Source organism: Bacteroides salyersiae, from assembly GCF_031172035.1.
In the GTDB taxonomy this organism is placed as follows: domain Bacteria; phylum Bacteroidota; class Bacteroidia; order Bacteroidales; family Bacteroidaceae; genus Bacteroides; species Bacteroides salyersiae.
In genome coordinates this window covers 1,159,736-1,185,322 of sequence record NZ_CP133452.1, presented here as the reverse complement: position 1 = coordinate 1,185,322, position 25,587 = coordinate 1,159,736, and the positions used below count along the sequence as shown (strand labels likewise).

Below are 25,587 nucleotides of genomic sequence, written 5' to 3'. Positions count from 1 at the left end.
TATATCCATGTCTGCCTACTAACAGTAATTATCTACCTACTGCTTTATATCATTTCGATTTTTCATTTGAACACGCAGTTTAATTATGAAAATATTAAATATTTTATCAATACTATATTTACTTCTTTGGTCTATGACTTCATGTAAACAAGACACTAAAAGTTTAGAAATACCGAATTTATGTAAAATCAAAATCTCCACATATAATGATTTTGAGAATTTCGACTTATTCGGTGTTACAATGAGCACATCATCCGGTACATCCATATTATATGATGGAGAATACAAGAAACTAGGAAACGCATGTCAGTTGAGGAACACCGATTTTGAGTCGGGCGAGAAAGAAATTAACTTTTTATTTTTTGATAAATCAAAAAATGAACTTGAAATAGTGACTTTCGGTATTGATATAATTGCAAGAGAAGAAGAGAGGAAAATATTAAAAATCAGAATACAAGGTTACAATAACGGTAATCAAATTATTGATACGATGTTCACTTTCCATTCTATATATAATGACGAATTGCCACCGACGGGTAGTATATTAGATATAAACACATATCAAATCAACTTAATAAATTAACTCAAAAAAAAGACCATATGAAAAAACAATTATTATTATTAATTTCAGGTATTATGTTATTTTCGTGTGCCAATGAGGATGACAACATTAAAAAACATTCTACATCTGTGGAATCCAGTAGTCCTATACCGATCGTAGGTAGTTTTAAAGAACTTTATGAACTAAGTGGAATAAAATTTGAAGAACCTATTCAACAATCTTCAGATGATATTATACCATATAAATTACAAGATTACACAGCAATAGGTTATACAAGAATAACCGAAAGCAGGTATATGATTACAATGTTTGAACCTGTATTTGCTGACGCTATTGGACTAGTACCGTATACCACTTACGTATATAATTGGCTATTTGTAGAAAAAGACATCAATACTAATGGTGCAAGATTCTATCGAGGGAAAACATCTCCTAAATGTGGAATGACCCCTGTTATGAGTGATGACTATCAAGAAATTACCGATTTTTTAAATAGAGGTTATAGGATTCTTGATGAAGGAAATCCAACCATATTGAGAACTCATATCTTCTATGTGCTTAGCATATATAACGGTGCTCAACTTAATAAATATGTACCGTGTTTACCTGAAGATTTGCAGTGGAATTATTACTTACTAACTAATGATTAAAAACATGAAAAGAGACATCAAAGAAGCTTTAATAGTGACAATTATAATATGTACGGGATTAACATCATGTGACAACGAATTTGACCCAACCAAAATTGATACTCCTATGGTAAAAGGTGAACTTGTTTCGGATGATATACGGATGAAAATAGAGTTAAATCTTGACACGACAGTTTTTTTCATTGATAACATGGATGACATTAATGCATTGTTAGAAAAAGTATCCCAAGCGAAAGCTTTTGAATTAGAGCACAAGGGTTGGAAAAAGGCAAAAGCAAATACCCATAACGTTTCAACACGAGCAACTGTTAAAGATTATACCATATATGAAGCTACCAGTTATCCTATAGCCAACAGTCAATTCAAAGCAAAATTCAGCGCAAGTCTAGTAAATGAAATAAATGCGGTAACTGGCTCTGAGTTGGATATCAGTTCAAATAAAACATATATATGCGAGTGGAGATATATTGAACCATTTGTAAACCTTGGACCATCTGACATAGTAGCTCAATTGGAATCTCCTCTATGTGGTCTAAGACCGTCAAAAAGAAATGGCTATAGCGCTAGAGGATATGAATCATATACAAATTCATCAGGAACACAGTTTCTTATGCTTACAAATCTTCTGACTATATTATATGAAGATGTCAATCATACAACTACATATCTTAGTATAAAATATCCTTTCTTTTTCAATCATAAGGGGTATGAATTCAATTATTCCATATTAACATTGGATTAAGCCAATTTAGTATAATTATCTCACCTCTCTCGACAGCAACAAGATACTATCGAATTATTTTCTAATTTCTAAGAATCACCTTATTATGATGAAGATTTTATTTATTATATTTTTATTAGGTACAAGCATGTTTTACTCGTGTACAAGTGATATAATTGATGATGTTAATTCTTCTATAAACACAAATATAGATATGACTTTATCCAACTCTTTAGACCAAATAAATGCATTCGATAATTTAAATATTATCTCGGATTCCACAACAACTATCATAACGGCATCAATACTACCCAAAGGACATTTATTTGAAGATTCTTGTCATGGTTACGCATCGTTTGAACAAGGACCTGTAGAAAAAACTATATTTGCTCCCGAAGTTGCTAAAATTTTAGGAGTGGAACCTTATGTATTATATTTATTTAGGCGCGTATGGGTAACAACGACCATTCATTTTCAAAGTGATGCCGATTTTCGTGTTTTCGACCGTCCCTCCCCCGAATGCGGTCTACTTCCCGCAAGCAATTATGAAATAGGATATACATCCACTGTGGAGGGGAGAAAGTTTATAATGACAACGATTTTATACTACATACAAACACATGTGTCCGGCCAGACAATAAATAAATGGGCTCCAAAACACATAAATGATCTTGTGTGGAATTATGCTTATTACTTTCCATAAAAATCTATGAGCAGTTTTTTTAAATTAACTTGATATGAAATTAGTATATATCAAAGTGAGAATAGGAATCTATTATGTCGTTTGCCTATCAATGCACAATATCTGTATGGAGCCTTAATAGGATGCATTGCTTACCTGCCGCAATTTATTGCGGAGAGAAAGAAGAAATAAAAAGTTCTTTCATTGTTTTGTGCAGTACCGGATGTACCACATCGGGAGCAATTTCCGATAAAGGTTCCATTACAAAACGACGTTCGGTCATCAAAGGGTGGGGGAGGATAAGACCCTCTGCGTCCATCACCCTATCGTCATACAATAACAAGTCGATATCTATCAAACGATCGGCATACAGGCCGTTTACCGATTTCTCAGTCCGCCCTAATTCCCGCTCTATCCTCTGAGTTTCCTCAAGTACCTGCAAAGGCAAAAGAGTCGTTTCTACACAAACTGCCGCATTCAGAAAACTATTCTCAGAAGAGAAACCCCAAGGAGCAGTTGCATAAAAAGCGGAAAGAGAAACAACATTCCCTATCCGCTCTTCTATTTTTTTTATAGACATCCGGAGATTCTGCTCTTTATCACCTAAATTGGTACCAAGACCCAAATAAACCATAAAAATAGTGATCAGTCAATAATCAACATCGCATCTCCATACGTACCGAAACGATACCCTTCTTTCAACGCTACATGATAAGCATCCATCACCTGATCATACCCGCCGAAAGCAGCTACAATCATCAGCAAGGTGGATAACGGCATGTGGAAGTTGGATATCATGGCATTGGCTACCGTAAACTCATACGGAGGGAAGATGAACTTATTCGTCCAACCTTCAAACTCTTTCAGATGACCGTCTGTGCTGACCGTACTTTCGATGGCGCGCATCACAGTAGTACCCACGGCACAAACATTCTTTCCGAGGTCTTTGGCACGGTTTACAGTCTTTACCGCCTCTTCGGTCACAAACATCTGCTCCGAATCCATCTTATGTTTCGTAAGGTCTTCTACATCGATATCACGGAAGTTGCCCAAACCGGCATGCAGCGTAATATAAGCAAAATCAATACCCTTAATTTCCATACGCTTCATCAGCTCACGGCTAAAGTGCAAGCTGGCGGTAGGAGCAGTAACCGCTCCTTCGTTCTTAGCAAAAATAGACTGGAAACGCACAGCATCTTCTTCTTCCACCGGACGGTTGATAATAGAATGCGGCAGGGGCGTTTCACCCAATGCATAAAGAGCTTTTTTAAACTCGTCATGAGGGCCGTCATAAAGGAAACGCAAGGTACGGCCACGCGAAGTGGTATTATCGATCACCTCAGCCACCATCGAATCGTCATCACCGAAATAGAGCTTATTGCCGATACGGATCTTACGGGCAGGGTCTACCAGCACATCCCACAAACGGAGCTCTTCATTCAACTCGCGCAACAGAAAAACTTCGATACGTGCACCGGTCTTTTCCTTATTACCGTACAAGCGTGCCGGAAACACCTTCGTGTCATTGAAGATAAACACATCCTTATCATCAAAATAATTCAAGATATCCTTAAACATCTTGTGTTCTATCTTCCCCGTCTTACGATGGAGCACCATCAGACGCGACTCATCTCTGTACTTCGTCGGATGCAAAGCAATTTTGTCCTCTGGTAACTTAAATTTAAATTGTGACAGTTTCATATCTATTCTTCTTTACGTTAATTATCTTCTGTTATTTCAATCTCTTGCCGGTCTATCCACTCGGCAAACGTCAAGGGATCAAGGCAATCCTCTAATTTTACTTCCCCCACACGGGTACGTACTAATCCTGTGAGATGGGCACCGCTATGAAGCGCCTCTCCGATGTCACGGGCAAGAGCGCGGATATAAGTACCTTTGCTGCAAACCACCCGTATCTTTATTTCCATCTTCACCAGATCACATTCCAGCAATTCAAGCTCATCGATCACAAGCAGCTTCGGCTTCAACTCCACCTCTTCTCCCTTGCGTGCCAGATCGTAAGCCCGCTTACCATCTACTTTACAAGCTGAGAACACAGGAGGAACCTGATGTATCTCTCCCAAAAACTGCTTCAATGTTTCTTCTACCATTTCGCGAGTGATATGCTCCGTCGGGTAGGTGGCATCTATCTCATGTTCCAGATCGTACGATGGAGTAGTGGCACCCAATTGTATGGTAGCAATATACTCCTTGGTATGATACTGAAACTCTTCTATTCTTTTGGTCGCCTTACCGGTACAGACAATCATTACCCCTGTGGCTAACGGATCCAACGTACCGGCATGACCGACTTTCAACTTCTTTACTTTCATCCTCCGACAAATGTGATAACGTGCATGACCTACCACTTTGAACGACGTCCAACCGAGAGGCTTATTGAAAAAAAGTACTTCTCCTTCTTTAAAATTCAAATGCTTGCTTATTTATTTACGATTTGACAATTTACGATTTACGATTGAGATCACTCTTTCGTTGAAAAAACTCAATGCTTTTTAATTCAAAAGACCCAATACCAATGTAGCCGTACCTGCTATGGCACAATAAATGGCAAAATAAATCAGCTTCCCTTTCTTCACAATATTGATCATCCATTTACAAGCCAGGCAACCGGAAACAAAAGCGGCAATAAAACCCACGATCAATGAAAGAGCAGGAATATCCCCTGCCACAGCCTCACCTTTCATCATCTTCATCCCATCCAGCAAAGCTTCGCCCAAGATGGGAGGGATCACCATCAGGAAAGAGAATTGTGCCAATTTCGCTTTATTATCACCCAATAAAAGCCCGGTAGCAATCGTCGAACCCGAACGGGAAAGTCCCGGAAGCACGGCACACGCCTGAGCCAGGCCGATGATAAAGGCATCCTTCATGGATATATTCTCTTTCAGGCGGGGTTTCGCATAATAAGAAAACGTAAGCAGAAGAGCCGTTACAAGCAAACAACAACCCACAATCAACAATCCCGAGCCAAATATAGCTTCTACATAATCTTTAAAAAACACGCCTACAATCCCGATGGGAATCATCGAAATCAGAATATTTATCACATAACGGGTTTCGGCATTCATTTCGAACTTGAACAATCCACGAAAAATCCAGTCGATCTCTTTCCAAAGGATCACAAGAGTACTGAATACAGTAGCCACGTGCACCACAATCGTGAAAGCCAGATTATCTTCTCCTTTGATGTCGAACAAAGCAGAGCCAATAGCCAGATGACCACTACTACTCACAGGTAAATACTCCGTCAGTCCTTGAATGAGACCGAGGATAAGAGCTTCGAACCATTCCATTCTTATTCTTCTATTTTAGTTTTGGGTTTGCGCAATACTGCATATATCATAAAAATAAAGCCGAAGAAACAAACGACCGGCGCTACTTTAATTCTTCTCACACTAAAAATATCCGGTTCGAAAACGGTCTCCGTAGAAGAAGGTCCCGTCATCAGGATAAAACCGATAATTACTACTGCCATTCCGATGGCGAGTAATATAAAGTTAGTTTTATCAAAAGCAAATTTCTGTTTGTCAGCCATGATGTTATTTACGATTTAACGATTTACAATTGAAATTACAATGTTTATATTATGTTGCATATTCAGACTATATGTAATACAAGGTACTTGCCTTCATCCTCAGATACTTGTTGATGGACAGGTAAGCACACAGGAACGTAATAATAATACCAAATACCAGAACAGAACCGGATACCAGTAACATCACCTCAGGAGTTATCACACGAATCAGTTCGGGTTCATAAGAGACCAGCCAATACGCTGCTCCCATCAGAATTGCATCGGCCATAATACCGGCCAGCACACCGCTCCATATATTTCGCCGCAAAAACGGACGGCGGATAAAACCCCAACTGGCTCCCACCAACTTCATAGTATGAATAAGGAAGCGTTTGGAGTAAATAGCCAAGCGTATCGTATTATTTATCAAAGCAAAAGAAATAAGCGTGAGCACCACTGCCAAAGTCAGGAGCACCAGACTTATGTTCCGGATATTCTCATTCACCAGATCGATCAGTTCACGTTGATAAAGCACCTCCTGAATATTGGTGTTTTTCTTTATCAGCTTCTCTATCTTGGCGATACTGTCGGAATTGGCATAATCGGAATGCAATTTGATTTCAATGGAAGCCGTAAAAGGGTTGTATCCTAAAAACTCCTCCGGATCGGTTCCCATTGCTTCAGTCTGCTCTTTGAGAGCCTGTTTTTTAGAAATATATTCCGTCTGCTTCACAAACGGTTCTTTATCCAGTCTTTTCTGTAATTTCAAAATATCGGCCTCTTTCATATCATCGCTGATAAGAACAGAGAAATTAATATTTTCCCGGACATAAATGGAAAGATTGTGTGCTGCCAAAACAAAAAACACGACAAGCCCCAACAGCAACAACACCAACGTCGTACTGATGCTCGACGTTATGAATTGCATGTCGAAATAGGAGACTGAATTATTTTTGTTTTTACTCTTCATCAGCGTTTCTTTCTAAATACATAAATCATCGAACTGCTACGTTCTTTCTTACCTAACGCACTAAGCCATGCTACCACTCCGGTACACATTCCTTTCACAAACGGAAACGAACTTCCCCGATGCTTCTCGCTCAACATCGATACATAAAAAGCATCAAACGGCATCGGATGACGCGCTGCCATGATAAATCCGTGTTTGGAAGCAAGTTGCTGTATAGTGACCGGAGTGAAGTGCCACAGATGACGGGGTACGTCATACGCCGCCCAATACTCACCATATTTACCGGCATCGTAAGAAGAACAATTAGGTACAGCTACGATAAGCACACCTCTATCGGACAAAAGCCCGCGAAGACATTCCCACGTTTCATCCAGATGCTCCAGATGCTCCATTACATGCCATAAAGTAATCACATCGAACGAGCCGGGTTCGAACTCCTGCAAGGCTTCCTCTCCTTTCACTTCCAGTCCGAAGTGCTCTTTGGCAAACACACGTGCCTGAGCATTTTTTTCGATAGCTTCTACTTTCCATCCGCGTTGTTCCATCGTTGCGGCAAAATAGCCTGTCCCCGTACCTATATCGAGCAAACGTCCTCTTTTACGATGAGATTCCTTGGCTACCAGACGCGCTTTCTTGCCCAACATGTACTTACGCACCTGATGGTAAATGGCATTCATTGCACCTTTTTTCGTATCGGAGTGGGAAATGTAATCGGGAGTTTCATAATAACGCCCTATCTCTGCTTCTACAGGAACATCCTGCGTGAAAGTAAATCCGCAATCTTCGCAGGACATCACATCGAACTGTTCACCCGATGCATAGAAATCCGTACAAGTCATGACACGCTTCAAGTGCGTGCCACCGCATAGCGGACAAGCATTTATAGAGAGTTTATTCATTGATTATTGCCATAAATTAAGTGCGGCATTAAGTCACAAGACTGCACTTCACCCGAATTTGGTGCAAAGAAACAAATAAAAAGTGATGTAAGGTAGTTTCTTTGAGGTCTTTTAACAGATAATGTAACTCAAATGCAATGTATATAAAACTGCGATGAAAAGTTGGCATGCCAGATAACCGGCTCATACACAAATTCAATACCGGCATAAAGAATATTAGATTTTTTATTTAACTTCGTAGCCATATTCAATTAGAATACTTCAATAAATTTAGAAATGGAAAAGATAAACAAAGAAATAGTTTTATTACTTATCAATGGTAGTCATTCTGCCTTTTCTAAAATATACGTAAAGTGTCACCGGCAATTCTTTCTACTGGCATTGCGTTATCTGAAATCAAAAGAAATGGCAGAGGATGCCGTACAATATTCATTCATGAGACTGTGGGAAACCCGCACCCAGATTGACGTAGAGCAGGGAGTAGAACCTTATCTGTATGGAATCCTTAAAAACCACTTATTAAACACATATAAATTCCATCAGTTAACCCTCGAAAAGAAAGAAGAAATCATATTGGGAATGCCACTTTTTGAAGAGGAGAATATCACACAAACCCTGTACAGGAAGCAACGGGATGAAGCTATACGGAAAGCCTTGGCCTTATTGCCGCCACAAAAGCGCCGCATTTGCCAAATGAAAATTTTCGAAGGACTTTCCAATGCCGAGATAGCCCAGCAACTCAACATTACAGTAAATACGGTAAAAGTATCCTATTACAAAGCTATATTGTCATTGCGTGAAAGCCTCAACGAAAAAGATTTTATCTGTATTTGCATGGTGTTGCTCAGCGCCTCTCTTTCTTGATTACACCCGCATCGAAGTGTTTATAAAAGTTAAACATCAAGAGTTGAGTAATACTTTCTTTCGCCAAGATTTTACTCTATATACAACGCAAGAGCAAACCGTTTTTCTCTCTGCCACTTAAAACTAATAAAATGACAACAGAAAACCATCATCCAATTACCGACGAAGACATCCGCCTTTATTTATGCGATGCCTTGTCACCCGACCGGAGAGCAGAAATACGTCGATGGTTCGGTACCGAAGAAGGGCAGCGTTATCTATCGGAAGTAATTGACGAGGATGTAGCCCGTATTCTGTCCGGAGAAGAACTGCATAGCTCAGAATCCATAGAGATACAACCGCTTCATATCGAGATTCCAACAGAAAAAAGCAAGAAACGCTTTCAACCGACAATCGGATGGTGGTTGCGCAGTATCGCCATATGGATACCGGCCATTTTATTATTAGCCACCGGAGGATACATGTATTACAACCAGACACAATCTCCCCGCCTGGCCGAAATATATGTTCCTAAAGGAGATATCCAAACAATTATCTTTCAAGACGGCACCAAAGTCATACTGAACGCCGACTCCCGGTTAAAGTACACACCCGGATTCAAATTATTCAGTCGCGAAGTAGAGTTAGAGGGAGAAGCTTACTTTGAAGTAACCAAAAACAAGATTCGTCCATTCACAGTACACACTTCGGGAGTAGACATCAGAGTGCTGGGAACAAAATTCAATATCAAAGCATACAATGACGAATCGGATATCATTACTACTTTAAATCAAGGCCATGTCCGGGTCAACGATATTCGGGGAAGAGCTTTAGAGCTATTTCCGGGAGAACAAATCGTTTATGAAAAGAAAAACGGGACAATGCATAAACGTACTCTCGAAAATGTCGCCGACTACTCGGGCTGGAAAACAAACAGCCTGTATTTTACAGATACCCGTCTGGATCATATCTCGAAAGAACTATCCCGCAAGTTCAATAAAGAAATTGTATTAATGGATCCGTCTTTGGAAAGCTCCATATACACAATATCTTTCAACAACATGCCATTAGATTCAATATTGGAAGATCTGACCCGCATCTCTCCGGTCAGGTATGAAAAAATCAACGACAAGATACTAATATACAAAAGAAAATAAAAAGAGGTAGCCAATAAAGGAATAGGGCCCTTCCATTGACTACCAGTTTCATTTTTTAATATAAAATACAAAACAAAAGTATGAAAATTTTGCCAGTTTTTATCAGAAGACGGGTGATAAGGATTCGTTTTTTAAATTTTCTTAAAAAAGAATCACATTCATTCGTTTTAAGAGGTACAGTAGCCATGCTATTCCTTTTTAGCACAGGGATACTTTATGCTCAAAAGGTATCGGTACGGTACAAAGACGTACCTTTAAAAAACGTATTAAACGACGTTGCCAAACAATCCAAGCTGCGCTTGGCATATAGTGGCAGCTTTACAGACTTATCAGTGAAAGTCTCGGTACAAGCATCCGGGAAAGATGTAAAAGAGGTACTCGCCGAACTCTCTCAAAAAACCAATGTAAATTTTGAGGTGCGTAACGGAAGTATTTATATTTATATCAAGGAACCTCCGCAGAAAGAAAAAAAAGAGAAAGCAAGCTTCTCATTGTCCGGCACTGTTTATGACGAGAACAATCTTCCTCTGATAGGCGTCAATGTATTGATCAAAGGCACCACCAAAGGAACGAGTTCGAATATGGACGGCGAGTTCACCATAACAGCCGAAAAAGGAGACATTCTCGTGCTTTCTTATTTGGGCTATACATCGAAAGAACTGACGGTAAAAAACAAAGAACCGATGCGGATCGTAATGTCTGAAGATACCAAAGTACTTTCCGAGGTTGTGGTAATCGGATACGGTGCAGTTCGTAAAACAGATGTGACGGGTGCCATCTCCAGCATAAAGATGGATGATCTGAGTATCACCACACCGACACTCGAACAGGCGCTGGTAGGTCACGCTGCCGGTGTCGAGATCAAACAGACATCGGGAAGTCCGGGCGAAGGTTTATCATTGCGGGTCCGTGGGGTAAGCTCCATCAATGCCGGTTCGGAACCGCTTTACGTAGTCGACGGATTTCCGACATCCAAAGATGTATATATCAATCCGAACGATGTAGCTTCCATAGAAGTGCTAAAGGACGCAGCATCTGCAGCTATATATGGTTCACGTGCTGCCGGAGGTGTTGTTTTAATAACCACCAAACGGGGTACAAACAGCGGACGTGCAAAAGTAGAGTATGATTTTCAATATGGTTTTCAACAGGTAGATCACAAAATAAAAATGCTGGATGCTTATGGCATGCGCGACTTATCGATAGAATGCGCCAACAATGCCTATCGCGACTGGTGTACCAAAAACGGGAAAGAATACGATCCGTTACACAACAACGAATACCGCATGTCCGTAGCCGGGGCAACCAGTGGAAAAATTTTCCAGATACCGGACATCTTCTTTGATTTCACCACAGGGCAACCTGTAGAACCGGCTTATAACACAGACTGGCAGGATGCCATATTCTCCACGGCCCCCATAATGAAACATAATCTGAACATTACCGGTGGTAGTGACCGTATCAGATACATGGCCAGTGCCGGATATATGGAACAGGACGGTATCATCGCTCCTTCTTATCACCACCGGTTCACAACACGTTTCAACATCGACGGCAAGCTGACCGACCGGTTAAGTATAGGTGTCAATACTTCGGCCTCCTATACGAAAAACCGGATTGTACAGGCCGAAGGCCGCCATTACAATGACGGTATCATCATGAGTGCCCTTGTCATGTTCCCACAGTTTCCGGTATACAACACAGACGGCTCGTATGCCGTAGACCAACAAATGCAGTATGCAAAGAAATATTCGGTAGCACCGGCCGAGAATCCGGTAGCCTTAGCACATGAGATTGAAGATTATCAGAAAAGATACATGTCTTCTGTTTCCGGCTATCTCGAACTGGAAGTTATAAAGGGGCTAAAGGCGAAAGTGTATTCGGGAATGCAGTATATATCCCAAACAGAAAGCTACTACCGTCCGTCCACAGTCGGAGGCACCATTATGAATACCGATGGGACAACGGCAGGTAGCGGATATGTAGGCGATCAACGGCTCTCACATGCTTCCTACAGCACACAGACCAATCTCGACTGGATATTGGAAGCAACGCTTAATTACAACCGCACATTCGGAGATCACGGGATCAATATTCTGGGTGGTTATTCCATGCAGGAAAAAGTATACGACAATTCTTCCATCGGGGCCCGCAATTTTGTAGACGATACCATTCGGGAATTAAGTGCCCACGGCACAGCTCCCGGAGACAGTTGGGGAGATACCGACAAATTCGACTGGGCCATGATGTCTGTATTCGGACGTGTGGTATATTCGTGGAAAGACCGCTATACATTCACCGGTTCGTTACGCGGCGACGGCTCTTCCCGTTTTGGAAAGGACAATCGCTGGGGAATATTCCCGTCTGTTGCCTTGGGATGGAACCTGTCGAACGAAGAATTCTGGACCAACCATATCGGCGAAAACTTCGGTGCCAAATTGAGAGTTAGCTGGGGTATCAGCGGTAATAACAACATTGGCAATTACGAACATGTAGGCTACATGAGTAATTTAGGCGGTTACGTATTAGGGGGGCAGATAGTACCAACCCGCTATCCGAGCGCTTTCGTCGACAATCTGTTAGGATGGGAAAAAACAGACCAATATAATGTCGGAATGGATTTGAGTTTTCTGAGAAACCGTCTCACACTGTCCGCCAATTATTATAACAGTATCTCGAACGACCTGCTGTTCAACAAACCGATATCCGCCATTGCCGGAGCGACACAATATAAATCGAATCTATCCAATGCCAAAATACGCAACACCGGTTTTGACATACAAGTCGACGGACGTATTTTAACCGGCCCTGTCACCTGGAATGTCGGTGCAAACCTTTCTCTGAACCGGAACAAGGTACTCTCGTTGCCCGATTCTCAATCCATTGTCAGTATCGGAGAAAGAAGTGCCATCAGCCACATTACCATGGTTGGAAAGCCGATCGGTTCTTTTTATGGCCTGAACAGTCTCGGAGTCATTTCGGAAGAAGAGTATCAACGTATTCTGGTAGACAAACAACACATCGGTGAAGAAGGTTACCAACTGACCGGTCCGGCCGTATGGAACTATGAAAATGTACAGCCGGGAGATGCAAAATGGAAAGACGTAAACAATGACGGTAAAATTACGGATGACGACCGGGAAATATTAGGAGACAACTACCCCGACTTCACCTACGGCTTCAGCACCAACATCAGCTATAAAGGAGTGAGCCTGAGCGCCTCTTTCTCCGGTGTACAAGGAGCACAAGTCATCAGTTTCCAGAATTACTATCTCCTGAACATGGAAGGCACCTGCAATCAGTTTGCATTGGCCGCCGACCGTTACAACTCCGTAACCAACCCTGATCCGGCCATGTATCGTGCCAACATTGCCACTACCAACAAAAACACTTATGGAGTTTCATCTTACATGGTAAATGATGCATCCTATTTCCGTTGCACTAACATAACCTTAAATTACAACCTGCCTCAGAAATGGGTAGAAAAAATAAAATTAAGGGGTGTATCGCTTTTTGCCTCCATCGATAATGCGTTTACGATCACCGATTATATCGGTTATAATCCGGATGTAAGTTATAAATCGGGTAATTTGATGCCCGGCTTCGATTGGGGAACTTACCCTCTCTCACGAGCTTATAATTTCGGTTGTAAATTATCATTCTAAAAACAAAGCTGCATTATGAAAAGAATAAAATCAATAAAGAATATAATCCTCCTCGGCTACCTGATTATCGGGTTTACTTCCTGTGACTTTCTGGACCGTTCGGATCCCGACAAATTGAACAAAAACGATTTCTATAAAACGGAAAACGATATGTATCAGGCATTAAACGCAGCCTACGACGGATTAAAAACAAACTATTACAACAACATGTACTACTGGACCGAAATCAGATCCGACAATACGACTTTGGCATCCAAAACAGCCAATTCGGGCATATACAATGATTTCGATGTATACAACCTTACATCCAGTAATGCAGAGGTACAACGGGCCTGGTACGGAATGTTTACCTGTGTCCACCGAAGCAATGTAGTGCTCGACTATATCGATAATGTACCGATGGACGACGAAAAGAAAAGCCAGTACAAAGCAGAAGCCCGTTTCTTACGTGCCTTGTCTTACTACAACCTGTCGCAACTGTTCGGAGATGTTCCTATCGTAGACAAGCAACTAAACAGTGAAGCAGAAGTCCTCAAATACGGACGGCGCCCGATAGCGGAAGTCTATGATTTCATTGTAAAAGACCTGAAATTCGTAACACAAAGCCAACTGCCCGACAATTGGGGATTTGACGGAAGTAATCCCAACTTCGGACGCGCCTCAAAAACGGCCGGATATGCTTTATTAGGTAAAGTATACCTCACAATGGCCAAACGACTGAACAACGGCGCTACCCAAGATTACCTCCAACTGGCAAAAGAGGCTCTCGATGCCGCTTATAGTGCACGGCCATTCGGAGAACTGAAAGACATTGCATACGGCAAAGTATTCGGAGTAGCCAATATTACCTGCAACGAAATCATCTTTCAAGTAATGTATCTGCAAGGAACAGACGAAGGCTCTTATTTTGCTAAAAATTTCCAACCTCTCAGCGCCACAGGAATCATTTCGCAATCACAGGGTTTGGGAGACAATATTCCGGAAAACGACCTGATTCAGGAGTATGAAACCGGCGATATGCGCAAAGTCGTCTCCTATAAAACATATGGAACTACCCCTTACGTAAACAAATATGTAGATTTGGGAGATTCCCAAGGACGTGGCGGTTCTTGCTGGATCGTACTTCGTTATGCCGATGTCATCCTGATGCTTGCCGAAGTAAATGAAGCTCTCGGACTCGAACCCGAAGCCATAACCTATATAGATATGATCCGTACCCGTGCCAAACTCAAATCCTATGAGCAGGCCCCGGAATCTTACAAAAACGACTACCCGACAATAAAGGATGTCATCTTGCATGAGCGACGTATCGAGTTGGCTTTCGAAAATCATCGTTGGTTCGACCTTCTCCGTTTCTATAAACCGGACGATTTAGTAAAATTCTTAAATGACAAATCGGTACAAGGATGTTCCAAGCGTGATTTATTGCTTCCTATACCGTGGCGGGAAGTATCTATAAACCCATCCGGGATGTATCAGAACGACGGATACTAAGATCCGGATAACCTCTATTTAAAAACTTTTCCGCAGGGAGTCAACCCTCTCTGTTGGCCCTTGCTATACCTATAAATTAAAAACATTACAATTATGAGAACAAAAGTATTCCTTTTCACAGCACTGGTAATGAACTGTTTAACCGGTTTCTCCCAGAAATATTTATGGAACAGTCAATTTGGTATCGCCGATACAGAAACTTCTGCAAAAAGCATGGCGATAGACACTGATAACAATGCATACCTCACAGGAAACTTTACCGGAGCAGAAATGACAATCGGAAATAAGGAGGTAACGGGAGCCTCAATGGTAATGGATGCATATGTCGCAAAATTTACCCCGAACAATCAATGTGTATTTGCCTCATCAATCAAAAGCTCTTCCGGTTCGATCCTTGTACAAAGTATTGCTGCAGATGCATCGGGCAATTCATTTGTGGCAGGTAACTTCGAATCGGACGCGGAGATCACCGAAACATTAAAAATAGAATCCGACTATAAAGATTTCTTCATCGCCAAATACGATGCCACAGGAAATCCTCTCTGGCTAAAAGGAACCACTTCGGGGATAGAGCCTGTCATCAAGAGTATAGCGGTAAATCCAAACGACGGCAGTTTTGCCATCACGGGAGCTTTCACCGGAAACTTAAACATAGAAATGAACGGAGGTGAACACGAAATCTCATCCGGCAATTCCGAACTCGCCTTCTTCATTGCTAAATACGACAATAATGCTAATCTGATTTGGGCGAAAACAATGTCGGGAAACGGCACCGGGACAGGAAATCTTATTTCCATAGACGAAAAGGGAGATATTTATGCAGTCGGTACATTTAGCGGGACCATCCAATTCGAAACACAGTCCATGACAGCAGCTTCTGTAGAAAATACCGATAATTTCCTTGTGAAATATGCAGCCGACGGAAGTATGGCCTGGGCACGCAGCCTAAAGGGCAGTAAGTTGGATGATATCAATGCGATGGATGTAGCCAACCATCAAGTGGTAATCGGTGGAGTGATACGAAGCGAAGACCTTGCGGTGGATAATGCTCCCGGCATCCTTATGAAGACTTTGGACACTACGGGAACGTGGAACAGCATGCTCATTATTTCTTTCGACACCGACGGAAATTATCAATGGAATTATATAGCAGGCAGTAGCAACCAACCGACCGATGTGAAAACGATTGCCATCGAAAAGGACGGTTCGATATGGAATGCCGGTACAACCTTCGGCACATATTATTTCAATCCAGATGCAGAAGATGAAGCGAAACAATTCCCTTCTAAAGCTAAAGGAGGACAGGATATGTATCTGATGAAACTGTCGTCGAAAGGGGAAGTGTTGATAGGACACCGTGTGGGAGATGCAACCAAGGAAGGAGCAATGGCAATGGCGGTAGGTAACGAAGGCATCTTGTACGTAGCCGACATGGTATCTACCCGTAGCGGTGCTACGGCTTCCCCTGTCAATCTATTCGGTGATCCCATTACAGTGCCGACCATTGGTACTGCATACAGTGTCGCCCTATTGTGTTATCAGCAGATCTACGCCACACCTGCCATCCTGCCGAATGCAGTGCCCGGAACAGCATTCAGCCAAATAATCAATGCCGAAAATGCAAATGGAGATGCCGAATTTACATTATATTGCGGCACACTCCCCGAAGGGTTCACCCTAAACCCGACTACCGGGGAACTAAGTGGAACAAGCACCGTCACAGGAAGCTATCCGATTGTCGTCTGTATGAAAGATGCCGATGGAAATACGGGATTTGCAGAGTACCTTCTCAACGTCTCTACCGGTACCGGATTAGAAGATTACCGGCAGGAGGCAGTCAGGGTATGGGGAGACCACGGCGCTATCGAGATATTAACCGGCACATCCAGCTACCGGGTAATGATATTCGACCTTTCCGGCAGACTGGTAAAACAAGAGCGTTTGCAAGGCAACGAACGTTATTCTCTGGAAAACGGTATCTATACAGTAGTAATGGAAGACAGCATCTCAGGCAAACAGTCCGTATACAAGGCAAGCGTCTATTAATATTAACCCATGGGGAAAATGCCCGGTGCAATGTCCGGGCATCCCTTTCTTTATGACATATATATCATGAACAGAATCCTAATCATCATTCTACTTCTTACCTGTACCGTATCTCATGCGCAACCGCCCGAGACTGTGCAACATTTAGGAAGTACGATAACCACATACGGACGTAAAATCATATCGGATAAAGGAAGCATCTGGCTGACCGGAGAATTCAACGGAGAACTCATTACCGATACGCAAACCGACCTAACATCCGCCCTACCTACTGTCTTCGTAGCCCGCTATTCGGTCGAAGGCATTCGTGAGCATCTGAGTATGATTGAAAACGAGTCACAGGTCAGATCGGCTGTAACAGACGAGAACGGAACATTATGGCTGCTCACTGGGACAGACGGAAACGAGAAATTGTACTCCATCTCTCCGAAAGGTGTCCTATCCGCTCCTATGTCATTCGCAGAACATATGGATCTCATCTTGAAAGATTTTGTATTGCTCGACCATACATTGTATCTCTGTGGGAATTCCGAGGAACAATATTTTCTGGCTGCCTATTCAATGTCCGGAGAGCAACTGTGGAAAATCTCGGAAAGCGAATATGCATCTGCTTCGGCAGAAAAGATAGTGACCGATGGAACGGATATTATTCTTGCCGGAACATGCAGGGGAACAATGACAGGCGATACAAACCTATTTGCGAGCCGTTTCAACACATCCGGAAAGAAATTATGGACTTGCCCGATAATCGGGACAGGAAACGAATCCCTATCCGACATGGCATGCATGAATAACGGTAAGATTGCCCTATCCGGATCTACAACAAGCAAAGAACTTACAATCGGCTCGTCTGTACAAGCCACGACATCCGCAGGCGTACAACATGCATTATGTATCCTGCTAAATCCGGACGGCAGCTATTCGTCTATATACACAGCCGGAGGAACCTCCACAAGCAAAAATACAATGATCAATGCCCTATATATCAATGACAACGACGAAATATATGCCGGAGGTTATTGCACGGGAAAGGTCGTCTTCAATCCGTCCGGTGACAACCGTTACAATCTTCCGGACAAAGGAGCTAAAGATGCTTTTCTGATCAAACTCTCTCCGGAAAACCGGGTGCTGAACGTAAAACGTTTCGGTAATAAAACTGAGGAGGAGATAACCGACCTGCTGTTTATGCCGGATGCGGATGAAACGCGCCTGTTCATTCTGACCAATTTTAAAGAAGCCGATGAATATGGCATTACGTATCATACGACTAATCTTACCCTATCCGGCACAACAGCATTTCCATTGGACGCAACCGGTACGGGCAACAACATTGCATTAACCTCTTATCCACATATCCGTATATTCACCGACCATGTGATACCGGCACAAGAAGACATCGCTTACCGTAATTGTATCTACCATCGGGGCGGATCACGAAAAGTGACTTATCAATTGCTATCCGGTAATTTGCCGGCCGGCATATCCCTCTCAATACAAGGCGACCTGTCGGGTATTCCTTTGGAAAACGGCTCTTTCCCCTTAACAATACAGGGCACTGATGAATTGGGAGATACCTCGGTATCCTCCTGCACACTACAAATTGCCCCCAACGGTGGTACCGGTTTCACAAAAGCTGAAGAGAGCAACCTGCAAATCTATCCTAACCCGGTAGAAAATGAATTCTTTATCGAAGGCATAACCGGAGCACCCCAAATACGGCTTCAAATCATATCGGCTCAGGGACAACTGGTGCAAGACCGTAAGTTGACCTCCCTCTCCGAAGCGATCAATGTATCCGATCTGCCGCAAGGAATCTACATCATAAGATGTATCTCGGAACAAAACATCCGGTCACAAAAAATCATTAAGAAATAGAACGATGAACCATACTCAACAAAATAAATATAACCGGACCAAATGGGCTGTATTTGCAGCAGCAACTTTGGGTTATGGCCTGTTTTACGTCTGCCGGCTAAGCCTGAACGTTGTCAAGAAACCGATAGTAGATGCCGGATACCTTACAGAAACAGAGTTAGGAATCATCGGTTCCGCCCTATTCTTTACCTATGCAATCGGTAAATTTGTAAATGGATTCTTAGCAGATAGGGTAAATGTACGTTATCTGATGGCAGGAGGCCTCTTTGTGGCAACTTTGGTAAATGCCGCACTCGGCTTTGCCGTACCCTTTTGGGCGTTTGTCATACTCTGGGCGTTAAACGGCTGGTTTCAATCGGTAGGCGGTCCGTGCAGCGTCATAGCACTCAACCGTTGGTTTACGGAGAAAGAACGTGGCACAGTATACGGTTTCTGGAGCGCGAGCCACAACATAGGAGAGGCGCTTACCTTTATTTTCACTTCATTCATTGTCGGTGCCTTGGGATGGCAGTGGGGATTTATGAGCGCCGCATGTCTGGGAGCCATAGGGGTTGCCCTGATATTTACTTTCCTAAAACCGACACCTCCCGAATGGAAAGCCGGATTGCCCGGCTCGACCAGCCAGCCAAAGGATTCGACTGTAAAACATAAACAGGCCGAAGTCTTAAAGAACCCGATGATATGGATGTTGGCACTCGCCAGCGCATTTATGTATATCAGCCGTTATGCCGTAAATAGCTGGGGAGTGTACTACTTCGAGATAGAAAAGGGTTACAACATCGTAACAGCCAGTACACTCGTTTCCGTCAGTTCGGTTTGCGGCATTGTAGGGACAGTATTCTCAGGCCTTATTTCCGATAAAATGTTCCGCAGTAACCGGACCATACCGGCCTGCCTGTCAAGTTTGCTTAATCTGGCAGCATTGGCATTATTCCTCTTCGGGCCACGGCAGTGCGAAATACTGGATATCATCTCGATGATATTGTTCGGTATATCTATCGGTATCCTGCTGTGTTTTCTTGGCGGACTTATGGCCATAGATATCGCTCCCAAAGAAGCCACAGGCGCGGCAGTAGGAGTTATCGGCATAGCCAGTTATGCAGCAGCCGGCTTACAGGACGTCGTCAGTGGTTTTCTGATAGAGTCGCGTAAGGCTATCGTCGATGGCAATCCTGTTTACGATTTCTCCGCCATCCGCATTTTCTGGCTTTCGGCCGCACTCGTATCCTTGTTGTCCCTGCTGATTATCTGGGGAGCAAGAAAGAAACATGTATCATCGAACATTCATTACTAAATATAAAATACTACCAGTCATGAAAAGAAACTTTCAAATCCTGTTTATCCTATTATTTGTTTTGACAGGAATCATTTCTCCCGTCCGGGGAAAAAACAAAACCGGCGATTGCAACATCCGCTTCTGTACTTACAACATTCGGGGAGACCTGCCTAACGATGGCATCAACTCCTGGAAATTCCGGAAAGACTCGTTATGTAAAATAATAAATAATCACGATTTCGACATCGTATGTATGCAAGAAGTATTGGCCAACCAACTGGAAGATATAGAGCAAGCCACAGGTTATGCCTTTGTAGGAATCAGAGGACTGTACAACCCTATATTCTACAAGGCCGAACGCTTTGAACTATTGCACAACGAGATGTTCTGGCTATCCGAAACAATGGCTCCTTTTTCAAAGGGATGGGACGGAAAGTACGACCGTTACTGCACTTGGGCCAAATTCCGCGATCGCAAAAGCGGAAGAATATTCTATGTTTTCAACACCCATCTTGACCACAAAGGACGTATAGCCCAACAGGAAGGTGCGGCATTAGTCTGCCGGCAGGCAAGAAAATTTGCGGGTGATGCCCCCCTGTTTATATGCGGAGACATGAACAGCTTCGATACTACCGATGCATACAAAGAATACACTGCACATTATAAAGACTCCCGTACCATCGCTCCACATCTCTTAGGCCCGGTAGGTACAGCCCATAACTTCGGACAAGTAGAACCGGTACGAATCGACTACATCTTTGTAAATGATAAAATCAAGATACTGGATTATACAGCCGATGACGAGCATTATCCCAATGGCTTCTTCCCTTCGGACCACTATGCAGTTTTTGTCAATGCCTCTTTATAACCCAATAAGAAAAACGATATGACTTTCAGAATATATATTTTCTTTTTCATTTGCCTCGGTCTTTCGTGGATGCCGGCACAAGGCGAAAATTACGAGAACGAAATTACAATCTGTAGTTTCAATATCCGCGGTTCGAATATGGACACCGGAGTAAATGCCTGGTCGAACCGCAAGAAGATGGTAATCAGAGAATTCACCAATTACCGGTACGACATTGTATGTATGCAGGAACCGTTGGCCGACCAGGTACAAGACTTCCTGTCTATCGGGATCTATGAATGGTTAGGAGTTTCCGCACAAGGTACGGCAGACACCGATGTCTTTACCCCTATCTTCTACAATAAGAAAAAGCTGAATGTATTAGATTACGGAACGTTCTGGCTCTCTGAAACCCCGGATGTTGTCAGCAAAGGATGGGACGGGAAGTTTCCCCGCATCTGTACATGGGCTAAGTTCAGGGATATAGAGAATTGCCGCACGTTTTATGTATTCAATACCCACCTCGACCATGTAGGTACCATTGCTAAACTGGAGGGTGCCCGGCTGATTTGCAAAAAGATAAAAGAAATGACGACAGAGGAAGCCGTATTCATTACAGGAGATATGAACAGTATACCGGGAACTCCGCCTGTCAACGCCTTTCTTAGCGAATTTATCAATTCAAGGGACATCGCCACTGAGAAATCCGGCCCTGCGGGAACGGCACACAGTTATGGTAAACTGTATCCTCCCTCACAGATCGATTATATTTTTGTGAACGAATACGTATCGGTTACCCAAGCTGTAACCATCACCAAAAATTCCGATCCGGTTTATATGTCGGATCACTATCCGATAGTGATTACTGCTGACTTTTAAGAACTTATTATCAAGAAAACAATGATTGACATATTTCAGAAAGTAAAAGGCCGGCTCATCGTTTCGTGTCAGGCCGAAGAGGGTTCACCTTTTAATTCTCCCGAAGGGGTAGGGGCTTTTGCCCAATGTGCCGCCCAAGGAGGTGCCGCCGGCATTCGTTCGTGTGGCATAGAGAAAACCGACTACCTTATACGCCATAGCCGCTTGCCGGTAATCGGACTGACAAAATCTCATTTTGCAGACGGTTTTGTACGTATCACCGGTTCATTCAAGGAAGTAGAGGCACTCATGGCAATCGATACCCCGCTCATTGCCGTAGACGGTACCTTCCGTTTGCGGGAAAACGGGCTCACCGGCCCGGAATACATCCGGAAGATAAAAGAGAGATATGACGGGATAAAAATAATGTCGGACATTTCGACCGTAGACGAAGCAATAGCATGCAGAGAAGCCGGTGCCGACTGTGTTTCGACCACTCTATGCGGTTACACGCCCTATACCATGAAAGAAACTAAGCACGGTCCGTCTCTGGAGATTCTCCGCAATTGTGTCAAAGCCCTTCCCGACTGCCCTGTATTTGCCGAAGGGCGTTATAACACCCCCGTCGAAGCGGCAAGAGGAATAGAAAACGGTGCCTGGGCAGTCGTTGTAGGCTCGGCCATTACCCGTCCCCACCTCATCACACAATGGTTTTCGGAAGCTCTGCAACATGCAAATATCGTCTAAACAGTCAAAAATTCAATAAATAATAAAAACATGAATATATTTTTTGGAACGGATGGATGGCGGGCACACATCGATACGGAAATAAATGAAGAAACCGTATCGATAGCAGCTCAGGCATTTGCCGATTTTATACACCGAGATTATAAAGAAAAATCTCCCTGCGTGGCGCTGGCTTACGATACCCGCAAGAATTCACAATTATTTGCCACTACATTTGCCGAAGTATTATCAGGCAATCGAATACAGGTATTATTATCCGACCGGATCGCCCCGACACCCGTATTATCTTATGCCACCTTACACCTTAATTGCTGTGCCGGCGTAATGATTACCGCTTCACACAATCCGCCTTCATACAATGGCATTAAATTCAAATCGCGGTTGGGAGGTCCGTTCTGCTCGGACGACACACGGAAAGTAGAGCAATATTTATATGCATCTCCAGTGGTACGGTCTACCACGCATATACATAAAATGAATTTCATACCTGCCTATGTAGAACACATCGAAAAACGGATCGATTTTGAGATAATCAGAAAAGCAGCACTGAATATATTAATAGACAGTATGGGCGGGGCAGGTCTTACACTCATTCAAGAGATACTACACAGCCACAACTGCCTTGCCCGAAGTATCTGTTCCGAAGCTTCCGAAACTTTTCACGGACGCTTGGCCGAACCTATCGAAAAGAACCTATTACCCCTAAAAGAAGCGTTGAAAGAAGGTAATTTCGCTTTGGGTGTAGCAACTGACGGAGATGCCGACAGGGTAGGGGTATGTCTCGACACCGGAGAGTGGCTATCAGCACAAAACACCATATTACTACTGGTAGACTATTTAAAACGGGTAAAACAGATTCCGGGCGGTATTGTGAAGACCTCCTCCGTGTCCGACAAGATACGCAGTATTTTTGAATCTCCCCAAACGCCGGTATATGAAGTTCAAGTCGGGTTCAAATACATCGCCGACCTAATGACCACCCATCCCATTGCCTTTGGCGGAGAAGAAAGCGGTGGTTTCGGCTATGGCATGCATATACCCGAACGGGACGGTATATTTTCTTCGCTTCTTCTCCTCGAAATGCTCGCTGCATCGTCTTACCGTAAAATCTCCGATTATCTGAAAGACCGGCAGCAAGCTATGGGACCTATCTATTATGACCGTATCGACATGAGTTACGGACAATCGGATAAAAATGAACTATTACCTTGGTTATATGAAAATCAACCTCTTGAAGTGGCAGGATTCTCCATTCGGGAAGTAAAATCATATTTAAGCAGCCGGGGTGTCGTAAACGGGCTTAAATTTATTTTTAAAGGAGATTGCCGATGGTTGTTGATCCGCAGTTCGGAAACGGAAGATATGATCCGCTTCTATGCAGAGGGACAGACCGGTGAAGAGGTATCGGGCCTGCTCCGACAAGGACAAAATCTGCTTCTTCAGGTATCCGGCAATATCATTCATTCAAAAAGACATAAAGCATGAAAAAAATATTCATCTTATCCGTTCTGGTTTTCTTCACCATTGGTGCACAGGCAACGAAAGGAAACAAAGATCTCATAACAATTCAAATCACACCCGATCATTATGATTGGAATTATAAGATAGGCGAACCGGCGCATTTCACCATTTCGTTGTTCCGCGATCAACAGAAGCTGAACAATATAAAGATAGAATATGCAGTAGGACCGGAGAAAATGGTGCCAATACAAAAAGATTCTGTTTTACTCAAGAACGGCTCCGTCACAATAAAATCTCCGGGTATGCAACAGCCCGGATTCCTGTCGTGTGAAGTCAGAGCTACGGTAGACGGATTTTCTTATCGCAATCTCATCAACATCGCGTACGATTGCGAACAGATACGGCCTACCACTTTGATACCCAAAGATTTCCATTCATTCTGGAACGATCAGATCCGCCGTATGAGAGAATATCCCATGAAATCAGAAATGACCTTCATACCGGAAGAGAGTGACGCCGATGTAAAAGTATACCGTGTAAAAGTTACCCACTATATCCGTGGAAATCACCTATACGGAATATTATGCATTCCCAATAAAGAGGGACGTTTCCCCGCAGTTTTACGCCTGCCGGGAGCCGGTGTGGCAAAACATACCGGTGATAAAGAACTGGCACGCCTGGGAGTCATCACCTTCCGGATCGGAATTCATGGTATTCCTCTGGATTTAAAGGCGGAGGCATACGGCAGTCTACAATTCGGAGCGTTGAAGGATTATATGTATCATCGCATGAACGACCGCGAAAACTACTATTACAACCGGGTGTTTCTCGGTTGCATACGGGCAAACGATTTTCTCACTGCACTCCCACAGTATGACGGAAAGAATCTGGCCGCCTACGGCGGTAGCCAGGGAGGAGCTTTAACTTTAGTGACAGCCGCCCTCGACTCCAGAGTGAAGTATCTGGCAGCTTTCTATCCCGCCCTCTGTGACATAGGCGGATATGCCCACAACCGGGCAGGCGGCTGGTTTGGCGTAAAAGAACTCACACCCGAGGAAACGAAAGTACTGGCATACTACGATGTGGTCAATTTCGCACGTTACATCCGTATCCCCGGATTCTACTCTTGGGGATACAGTGACGAAACCTGCCCACCCACCTCTTTTTACAGTGCATACAACATCATAAAAGCACCCAAAGAACTCTATCTGTTGAAAGAAACCGGACATTGGCGTTATCCGGAACAGAATATAAAAGTCAATCAATGGCTGATAGATAAACTGACCGGAAAATAAGAGT

General features: G+C 43.2%; 23 protein-coding genes. 16 read left to right on the top strand and 7 right to left on the bottom strand.

Going from position 1 to position 25,587, the window contains the following annotated elements:
• The first annotated feature begins 85 nt into the window (after positions 1-85).
• From RB604_RS04355 to RB604_RS04340, 4 genes are all read left to right on the top strand, one after another.
• Complete coding sequence (locus RB604_RS04355) at positions 86-583, top strand: hypothetical protein (RefSeq protein WP_044093659.1); 498 nt, start codon at positions 86-88, stop codon at positions 581-583.
• Between the two features lie 17 nt (positions 584-600).
• A complete protein-coding gene (locus RB604_RS04350; protein WP_055293951.1) occupies positions 601-1,212 on the top strand; it encodes a hypothetical protein in 612 nt (203 codons plus the stop codon).
• Positions 1,213-1,216: 4 nt separating this feature from the next.
• Positions 1,217-1,954 carry a hypothetical protein gene (locus RB604_RS04345; protein WP_007479517.1) on the top strand — a complete coding sequence of 246 codons (738 nt, stop codon included), beginning with the start codon at positions 1,217-1,219 and terminating at the stop codon, positions 1,952-1,954.
• 85 nt (positions 1,955-2,039) lie between these two features.
• Positions 2,040-2,636: a hypothetical protein gene (locus RB604_RS04340; protein ID WP_007479519.1), complete on the top strand. Its 597-nt coding sequence runs from the start codon at positions 2,040-2,042 to the stop codon at positions 2,634-2,636.
• A gap of 145 nt (positions 2,637-2,781) precedes the next feature.
• Here the strand turns inward: RB604_RS04340 and folK are convergent, their stop codons facing one another.
• The 7 genes from folK to RB604_RS04305 all read right to left on the bottom strand — a co-directional run bounded on the left by folK (position 2,782) and on the right by RB604_RS04305 (position 8,019).
• On the bottom strand, positions 2,782-3,249 hold the full coding sequence (folK, locus tag RB604_RS04335) for a 2-amino-4-hydroxy-6-hydroxymethyldihydropteridine diphosphokinase (RefSeq protein WP_005927903.1): 468 nt from the start codon (positions 3,247-3,249) through the stop codon (positions 2,782-2,784).
• Positions 3,250-3,260: 11 nt separating this feature from the next.
• The gene (queA, locus tag RB604_RS04330) at positions 3,261-4,316 is read right to left on the bottom strand and encodes a tRNA preQ1(34) S-adenosylmethionine ribosyltransferase-isomerase QueA (protein ID WP_005927906.1); all 1,056 of its coding nucleotides are present in this window, start codon (positions 4,314-4,316) and stop codon (positions 3,261-3,263) included.
• Between the two features lie 17 nt (positions 4,317-4,333).
• Positions 4,334-5,047 carry a tRNA pseudouridine(55) synthase TruB gene (gene truB / locus RB604_RS04325; RefSeq protein ID WP_005927909.1) on the bottom strand — a complete coding sequence of 238 codons (714 nt, stop codon included), beginning with the start codon at positions 5,045-5,047 and terminating at the stop codon, positions 4,334-4,336.
• An 81-nt stretch (positions 5,048-5,128) separates the two neighbouring features.
• Positions 5,129-5,929: an undecaprenyl-diphosphate phosphatase gene (locus RB604_RS04320; RefSeq protein ID WP_007479522.1), complete on the bottom strand. Its 801-nt coding sequence runs from the start codon at positions 5,927-5,929 to the stop codon at positions 5,129-5,131.
• Positions 5,930-5,931: 2 nt separating this feature from the next.
• The gene (locus RB604_RS04315) at positions 5,932-6,171 is read right to left on the bottom strand and encodes a DUF3098 domain-containing protein (protein ID WP_005927915.1); all 240 of its coding nucleotides are present in this window, start codon (positions 6,169-6,171) and stop codon (positions 5,932-5,934) included.
• Between the two features lie 67 nt (positions 6,172-6,238).
• The gene (locus RB604_RS04310; RefSeq protein WP_005927918.1) at positions 6,239-7,120 is read right to left on the bottom strand and encodes a cell division protein FtsX; all 882 of its coding nucleotides are present in this window, start codon (positions 7,118-7,120) and stop codon (positions 6,239-6,241) included.
• Positions 7,120-8,019 carry a methyltransferase domain-containing protein gene (locus tag RB604_RS04305; protein ID WP_055293947.1) on the bottom strand — a complete coding sequence of 300 codons (900 nt, stop codon included), beginning with the start codon at positions 8,017-8,019 and terminating at the stop codon, positions 7,120-7,122. The genes RB604_RS04310 and RB604_RS04305 overlap by 1 nt, the downstream gene beginning before the upstream one ends.
• A 276-nt stretch (positions 8,020-8,295) precedes the next feature.
• On the opposite strand from RB604_RS04305, the gene RB604_RS04300 reads away from it, so the two are divergent.
• From RB604_RS04300 to RB604_RS04245, 12 genes are all read left to right on the top strand, one after another.
• Positions 8,296-8,883, top strand: coding sequence for an RNA polymerase sigma-70 factor (locus RB604_RS04300; RefSeq protein WP_005927928.1), 588 nt, complete (start codon positions 8,296-8,298; stop codon positions 8,881-8,883).
• Positions 8,884-9,014: 131 nt separating this feature from the next.
• On the top strand, positions 9,015-10,019 hold the full coding sequence (locus RB604_RS04295) for a FecR family protein (RefSeq protein WP_007479530.1): 1,005 nt from the start codon (positions 9,015-9,017) through the stop codon (positions 10,017-10,019).
• Positions 10,020-10,204: 185 nt separating this feature from the next.
• On the top strand, positions 10,205-13,684 hold the full coding sequence (locus RB604_RS04290) for a SusC/RagA family TonB-linked outer membrane protein (protein WP_224206666.1): 3,480 nt from the start codon (positions 10,205-10,207) through the stop codon (positions 13,682-13,684).
• Between the two features lie 15 nt (positions 13,685-13,699).
• Positions 13,700-15,178: a RagB/SusD family nutrient uptake outer membrane protein gene (locus RB604_RS04285; protein WP_005927937.1), complete on the top strand. Its 1,479-nt coding sequence runs from the start codon at positions 13,700-13,702 to the stop codon at positions 15,176-15,178.
• 93 nt (positions 15,179-15,271) lie between these two features.
• Entirely contained in the window at positions 15,272-17,224 is a 1,953-nt protein-coding gene (locus RB604_RS04280) for a putative Ig domain-containing protein (protein ID WP_007479535.1), read from the top strand.
• A gap of 66 nt (positions 17,225-17,290) precedes the next feature.
• Positions 17,291-19,099 (top strand): T9SS type A sorting domain-containing protein, encoded by a 1,809-nt coding sequence (locus RB604_RS04275; protein WP_229103643.1) that lies wholly within the window; start codon positions 17,291-17,293, stop codon positions 19,097-19,099.
• Between the two features lie 4 nt (positions 19,100-19,103).
• Positions 19,104-20,393, top strand: coding sequence for an MFS transporter (locus RB604_RS04270; protein WP_055293945.1), 1,290 nt, complete (start codon positions 19,104-19,106; stop codon positions 20,391-20,393).
• A gap of 19 nt (positions 20,394-20,412) precedes the next feature.
• Positions 20,413-21,243, top strand: a complete 831-nt coding sequence (locus RB604_RS04265) for an endonuclease/exonuclease/phosphatase family protein (protein ID WP_055293942.1) — start codon at positions 20,413-20,415, stop codon at positions 21,241-21,243.
• Positions 21,244-21,261: 18 nt separating this feature from the next.
• Positions 21,262-22,101, top strand: coding sequence for an endonuclease/exonuclease/phosphatase family protein (locus tag RB604_RS04260; protein WP_005927952.1), 840 nt, complete (start codon positions 21,262-21,264; stop codon positions 22,099-22,101).
• Between the two features lie 21 nt (positions 22,102-22,122).
• Positions 22,123-22,827: an N-acetylmannosamine-6-phosphate 2-epimerase gene (locus tag RB604_RS04255; protein WP_007479539.1), complete on the top strand. Its 705-nt coding sequence runs from the start codon at positions 22,123-22,125 to the stop codon at positions 22,825-22,827.
• A 30-nt stretch (positions 22,828-22,857) separates the two neighbouring features.
• Positions 22,858-24,312: a phosphohexomutase domain-containing protein gene (locus tag RB604_RS04250; RefSeq protein WP_007479540.1), complete on the top strand. Its 1,455-nt coding sequence runs from the start codon at positions 22,858-22,860 to the stop codon at positions 24,310-24,312.
• Positions 24,309-25,583: an acetylxylan esterase gene (locus RB604_RS04245; RefSeq protein WP_055293940.1), complete on the top strand. Its 1,275-nt coding sequence runs from the start codon at positions 24,309-24,311 to the stop codon at positions 25,581-25,583. The genes RB604_RS04250 and RB604_RS04245 overlap by 4 nt, the downstream gene beginning before the upstream one ends.
• The last annotated feature ends 4 nt before the right edge of the window (positions 25,584-25,587 follow it).

What these genes read in the sequence shown, in the direction of transcription:
- RB604_RS04345 (WP_007479517.1), top strand. Translation starts at nt 1,217, where the DNA reads ATGAAAAGAGACATCAAAGAAGCTTTAATAGTGACAATTATAATATGT.
- RB604_RS04255 (WP_007479539.1), top strand. Translation starts at nt 22,123, where the DNA reads ATGATTGACATATTTCAGAAAGTAAAAGGCCGGCTCATCGTTTCGTGT.
- RB604_RS04275 (WP_229103643.1), top strand. Translation starts at nt 17,291, where the DNA reads ATGAACAGAATCCTAATCATCATTCTACTTCTTACCTGTACCGTATCT.
- RB604_RS04300 (WP_005927928.1), top strand. Translation starts at nt 8,296, where the DNA reads ATGGAAAAGATAAACAAAGAAATAGTTTTATTACTTATCAATGGTAGT.
- RB604_RS04250 (WP_007479540.1), top strand. Translation starts at nt 22,858, where the DNA reads ATGAATATATTTTTTGGAACGGATGGATGGCGGGCACACATCGATACG.
- RB604_RS04265 (WP_055293942.1), top strand. Translation starts at nt 20,413, where the DNA reads ATGAAAAGAAACTTTCAAATCCTGTTTATCCTATTATTTGTTTTGACA.
- RB604_RS04245 (WP_055293940.1), top strand. Translation starts at nt 24,309, where the DNA reads ATGAAAAAAATATTCATCTTATCCGTTCTGGTTTTCTTCACCATTGGT.
- RB604_RS04340 (WP_007479519.1), top strand. Translation starts at nt 2,040, where the DNA reads ATGATGAAGATTTTATTTATTATATTTTTATTAGGTACAAGCATGTTT.
- RB604_RS04280 (WP_007479535.1), top strand. Translation starts at nt 15,272, where the DNA reads ATGAGAACAAAAGTATTCCTTTTCACAGCACTGGTAATGAACTGTTTA.
- RB604_RS04295 (WP_007479530.1), top strand. Translation starts at nt 9,015, where the DNA reads ATGACAACAGAAAACCATCATCCAATTACCGACGAAGACATCCGCCTT.
- queA (WP_005927906.1), bottom strand. Translation starts at nt 4,316, where the DNA reads ATGAAACTGTCACAATTTAAATTTAAGTTACCAGAGGACAAAATTGCT.
- RB604_RS04320 (WP_007479522.1), bottom strand. Translation starts at nt 5,929, where the DNA reads ATGGAATGGTTCGAAGCTCTTATCCTCGGTCTCATTCAAGGACTGACG.
- RB604_RS04290 (WP_224206666.1), top strand. Translation starts at nt 10,205, where the DNA reads ATGCTATTCCTTTTTAGCACAGGGATACTTTATGCTCAAAAGGTATCG.
- RB604_RS04315 (WP_005927915.1), bottom strand. Translation starts at nt 6,171, where the DNA reads ATGGCTGACAAACAGAAATTTGCTTTTGATAAAACTAACTTTATATTA.
- RB604_RS04350 (WP_055293951.1), top strand. Translation starts at nt 601, where the DNA reads ATGAAAAAACAATTATTATTATTAATTTCAGGTATTATGTTATTTTCG.
- RB604_RS04305 (WP_055293947.1), bottom strand. Translation starts at nt 8,019, where the DNA reads ATGAATAAACTCTCTATAAATGCTTGTCCGCTATGCGGTGGCACGCAC.
- folK (WP_005927903.1), bottom strand. Translation starts at nt 3,249, where the DNA reads ATGGTTTATTTGGGTCTTGGTACCAATTTAGGTGATAAAGAGCAGAAT.
- RB604_RS04285 (WP_005927937.1), top strand. Translation starts at nt 13,700, where the DNA reads ATGAAAAGAATAAAATCAATAAAGAATATAATCCTCCTCGGCTACCTG.
- RB604_RS04270 (WP_055293945.1), top strand. Translation starts at nt 19,104, where the DNA reads ATGAACCATACTCAACAAAATAAATATAACCGGACCAAATGGGCTGTA.
- RB604_RS04260 (WP_005927952.1), top strand. Translation starts at nt 21,262, where the DNA reads ATGACTTTCAGAATATATATTTTCTTTTTCATTTGCCTCGGTCTTTCG.
- RB604_RS04355 (WP_044093659.1), top strand. Translation starts at nt 86, where the DNA reads ATGAAAATATTAAATATTTTATCAATACTATATTTACTTCTTTGGTCT.
- RB604_RS04310 (WP_005927918.1), bottom strand. Translation starts at nt 7,120, where the DNA reads ATGAAGAGTAAAAACAAAAATAATTCAGTCTCCTATTTCGACATGCAA.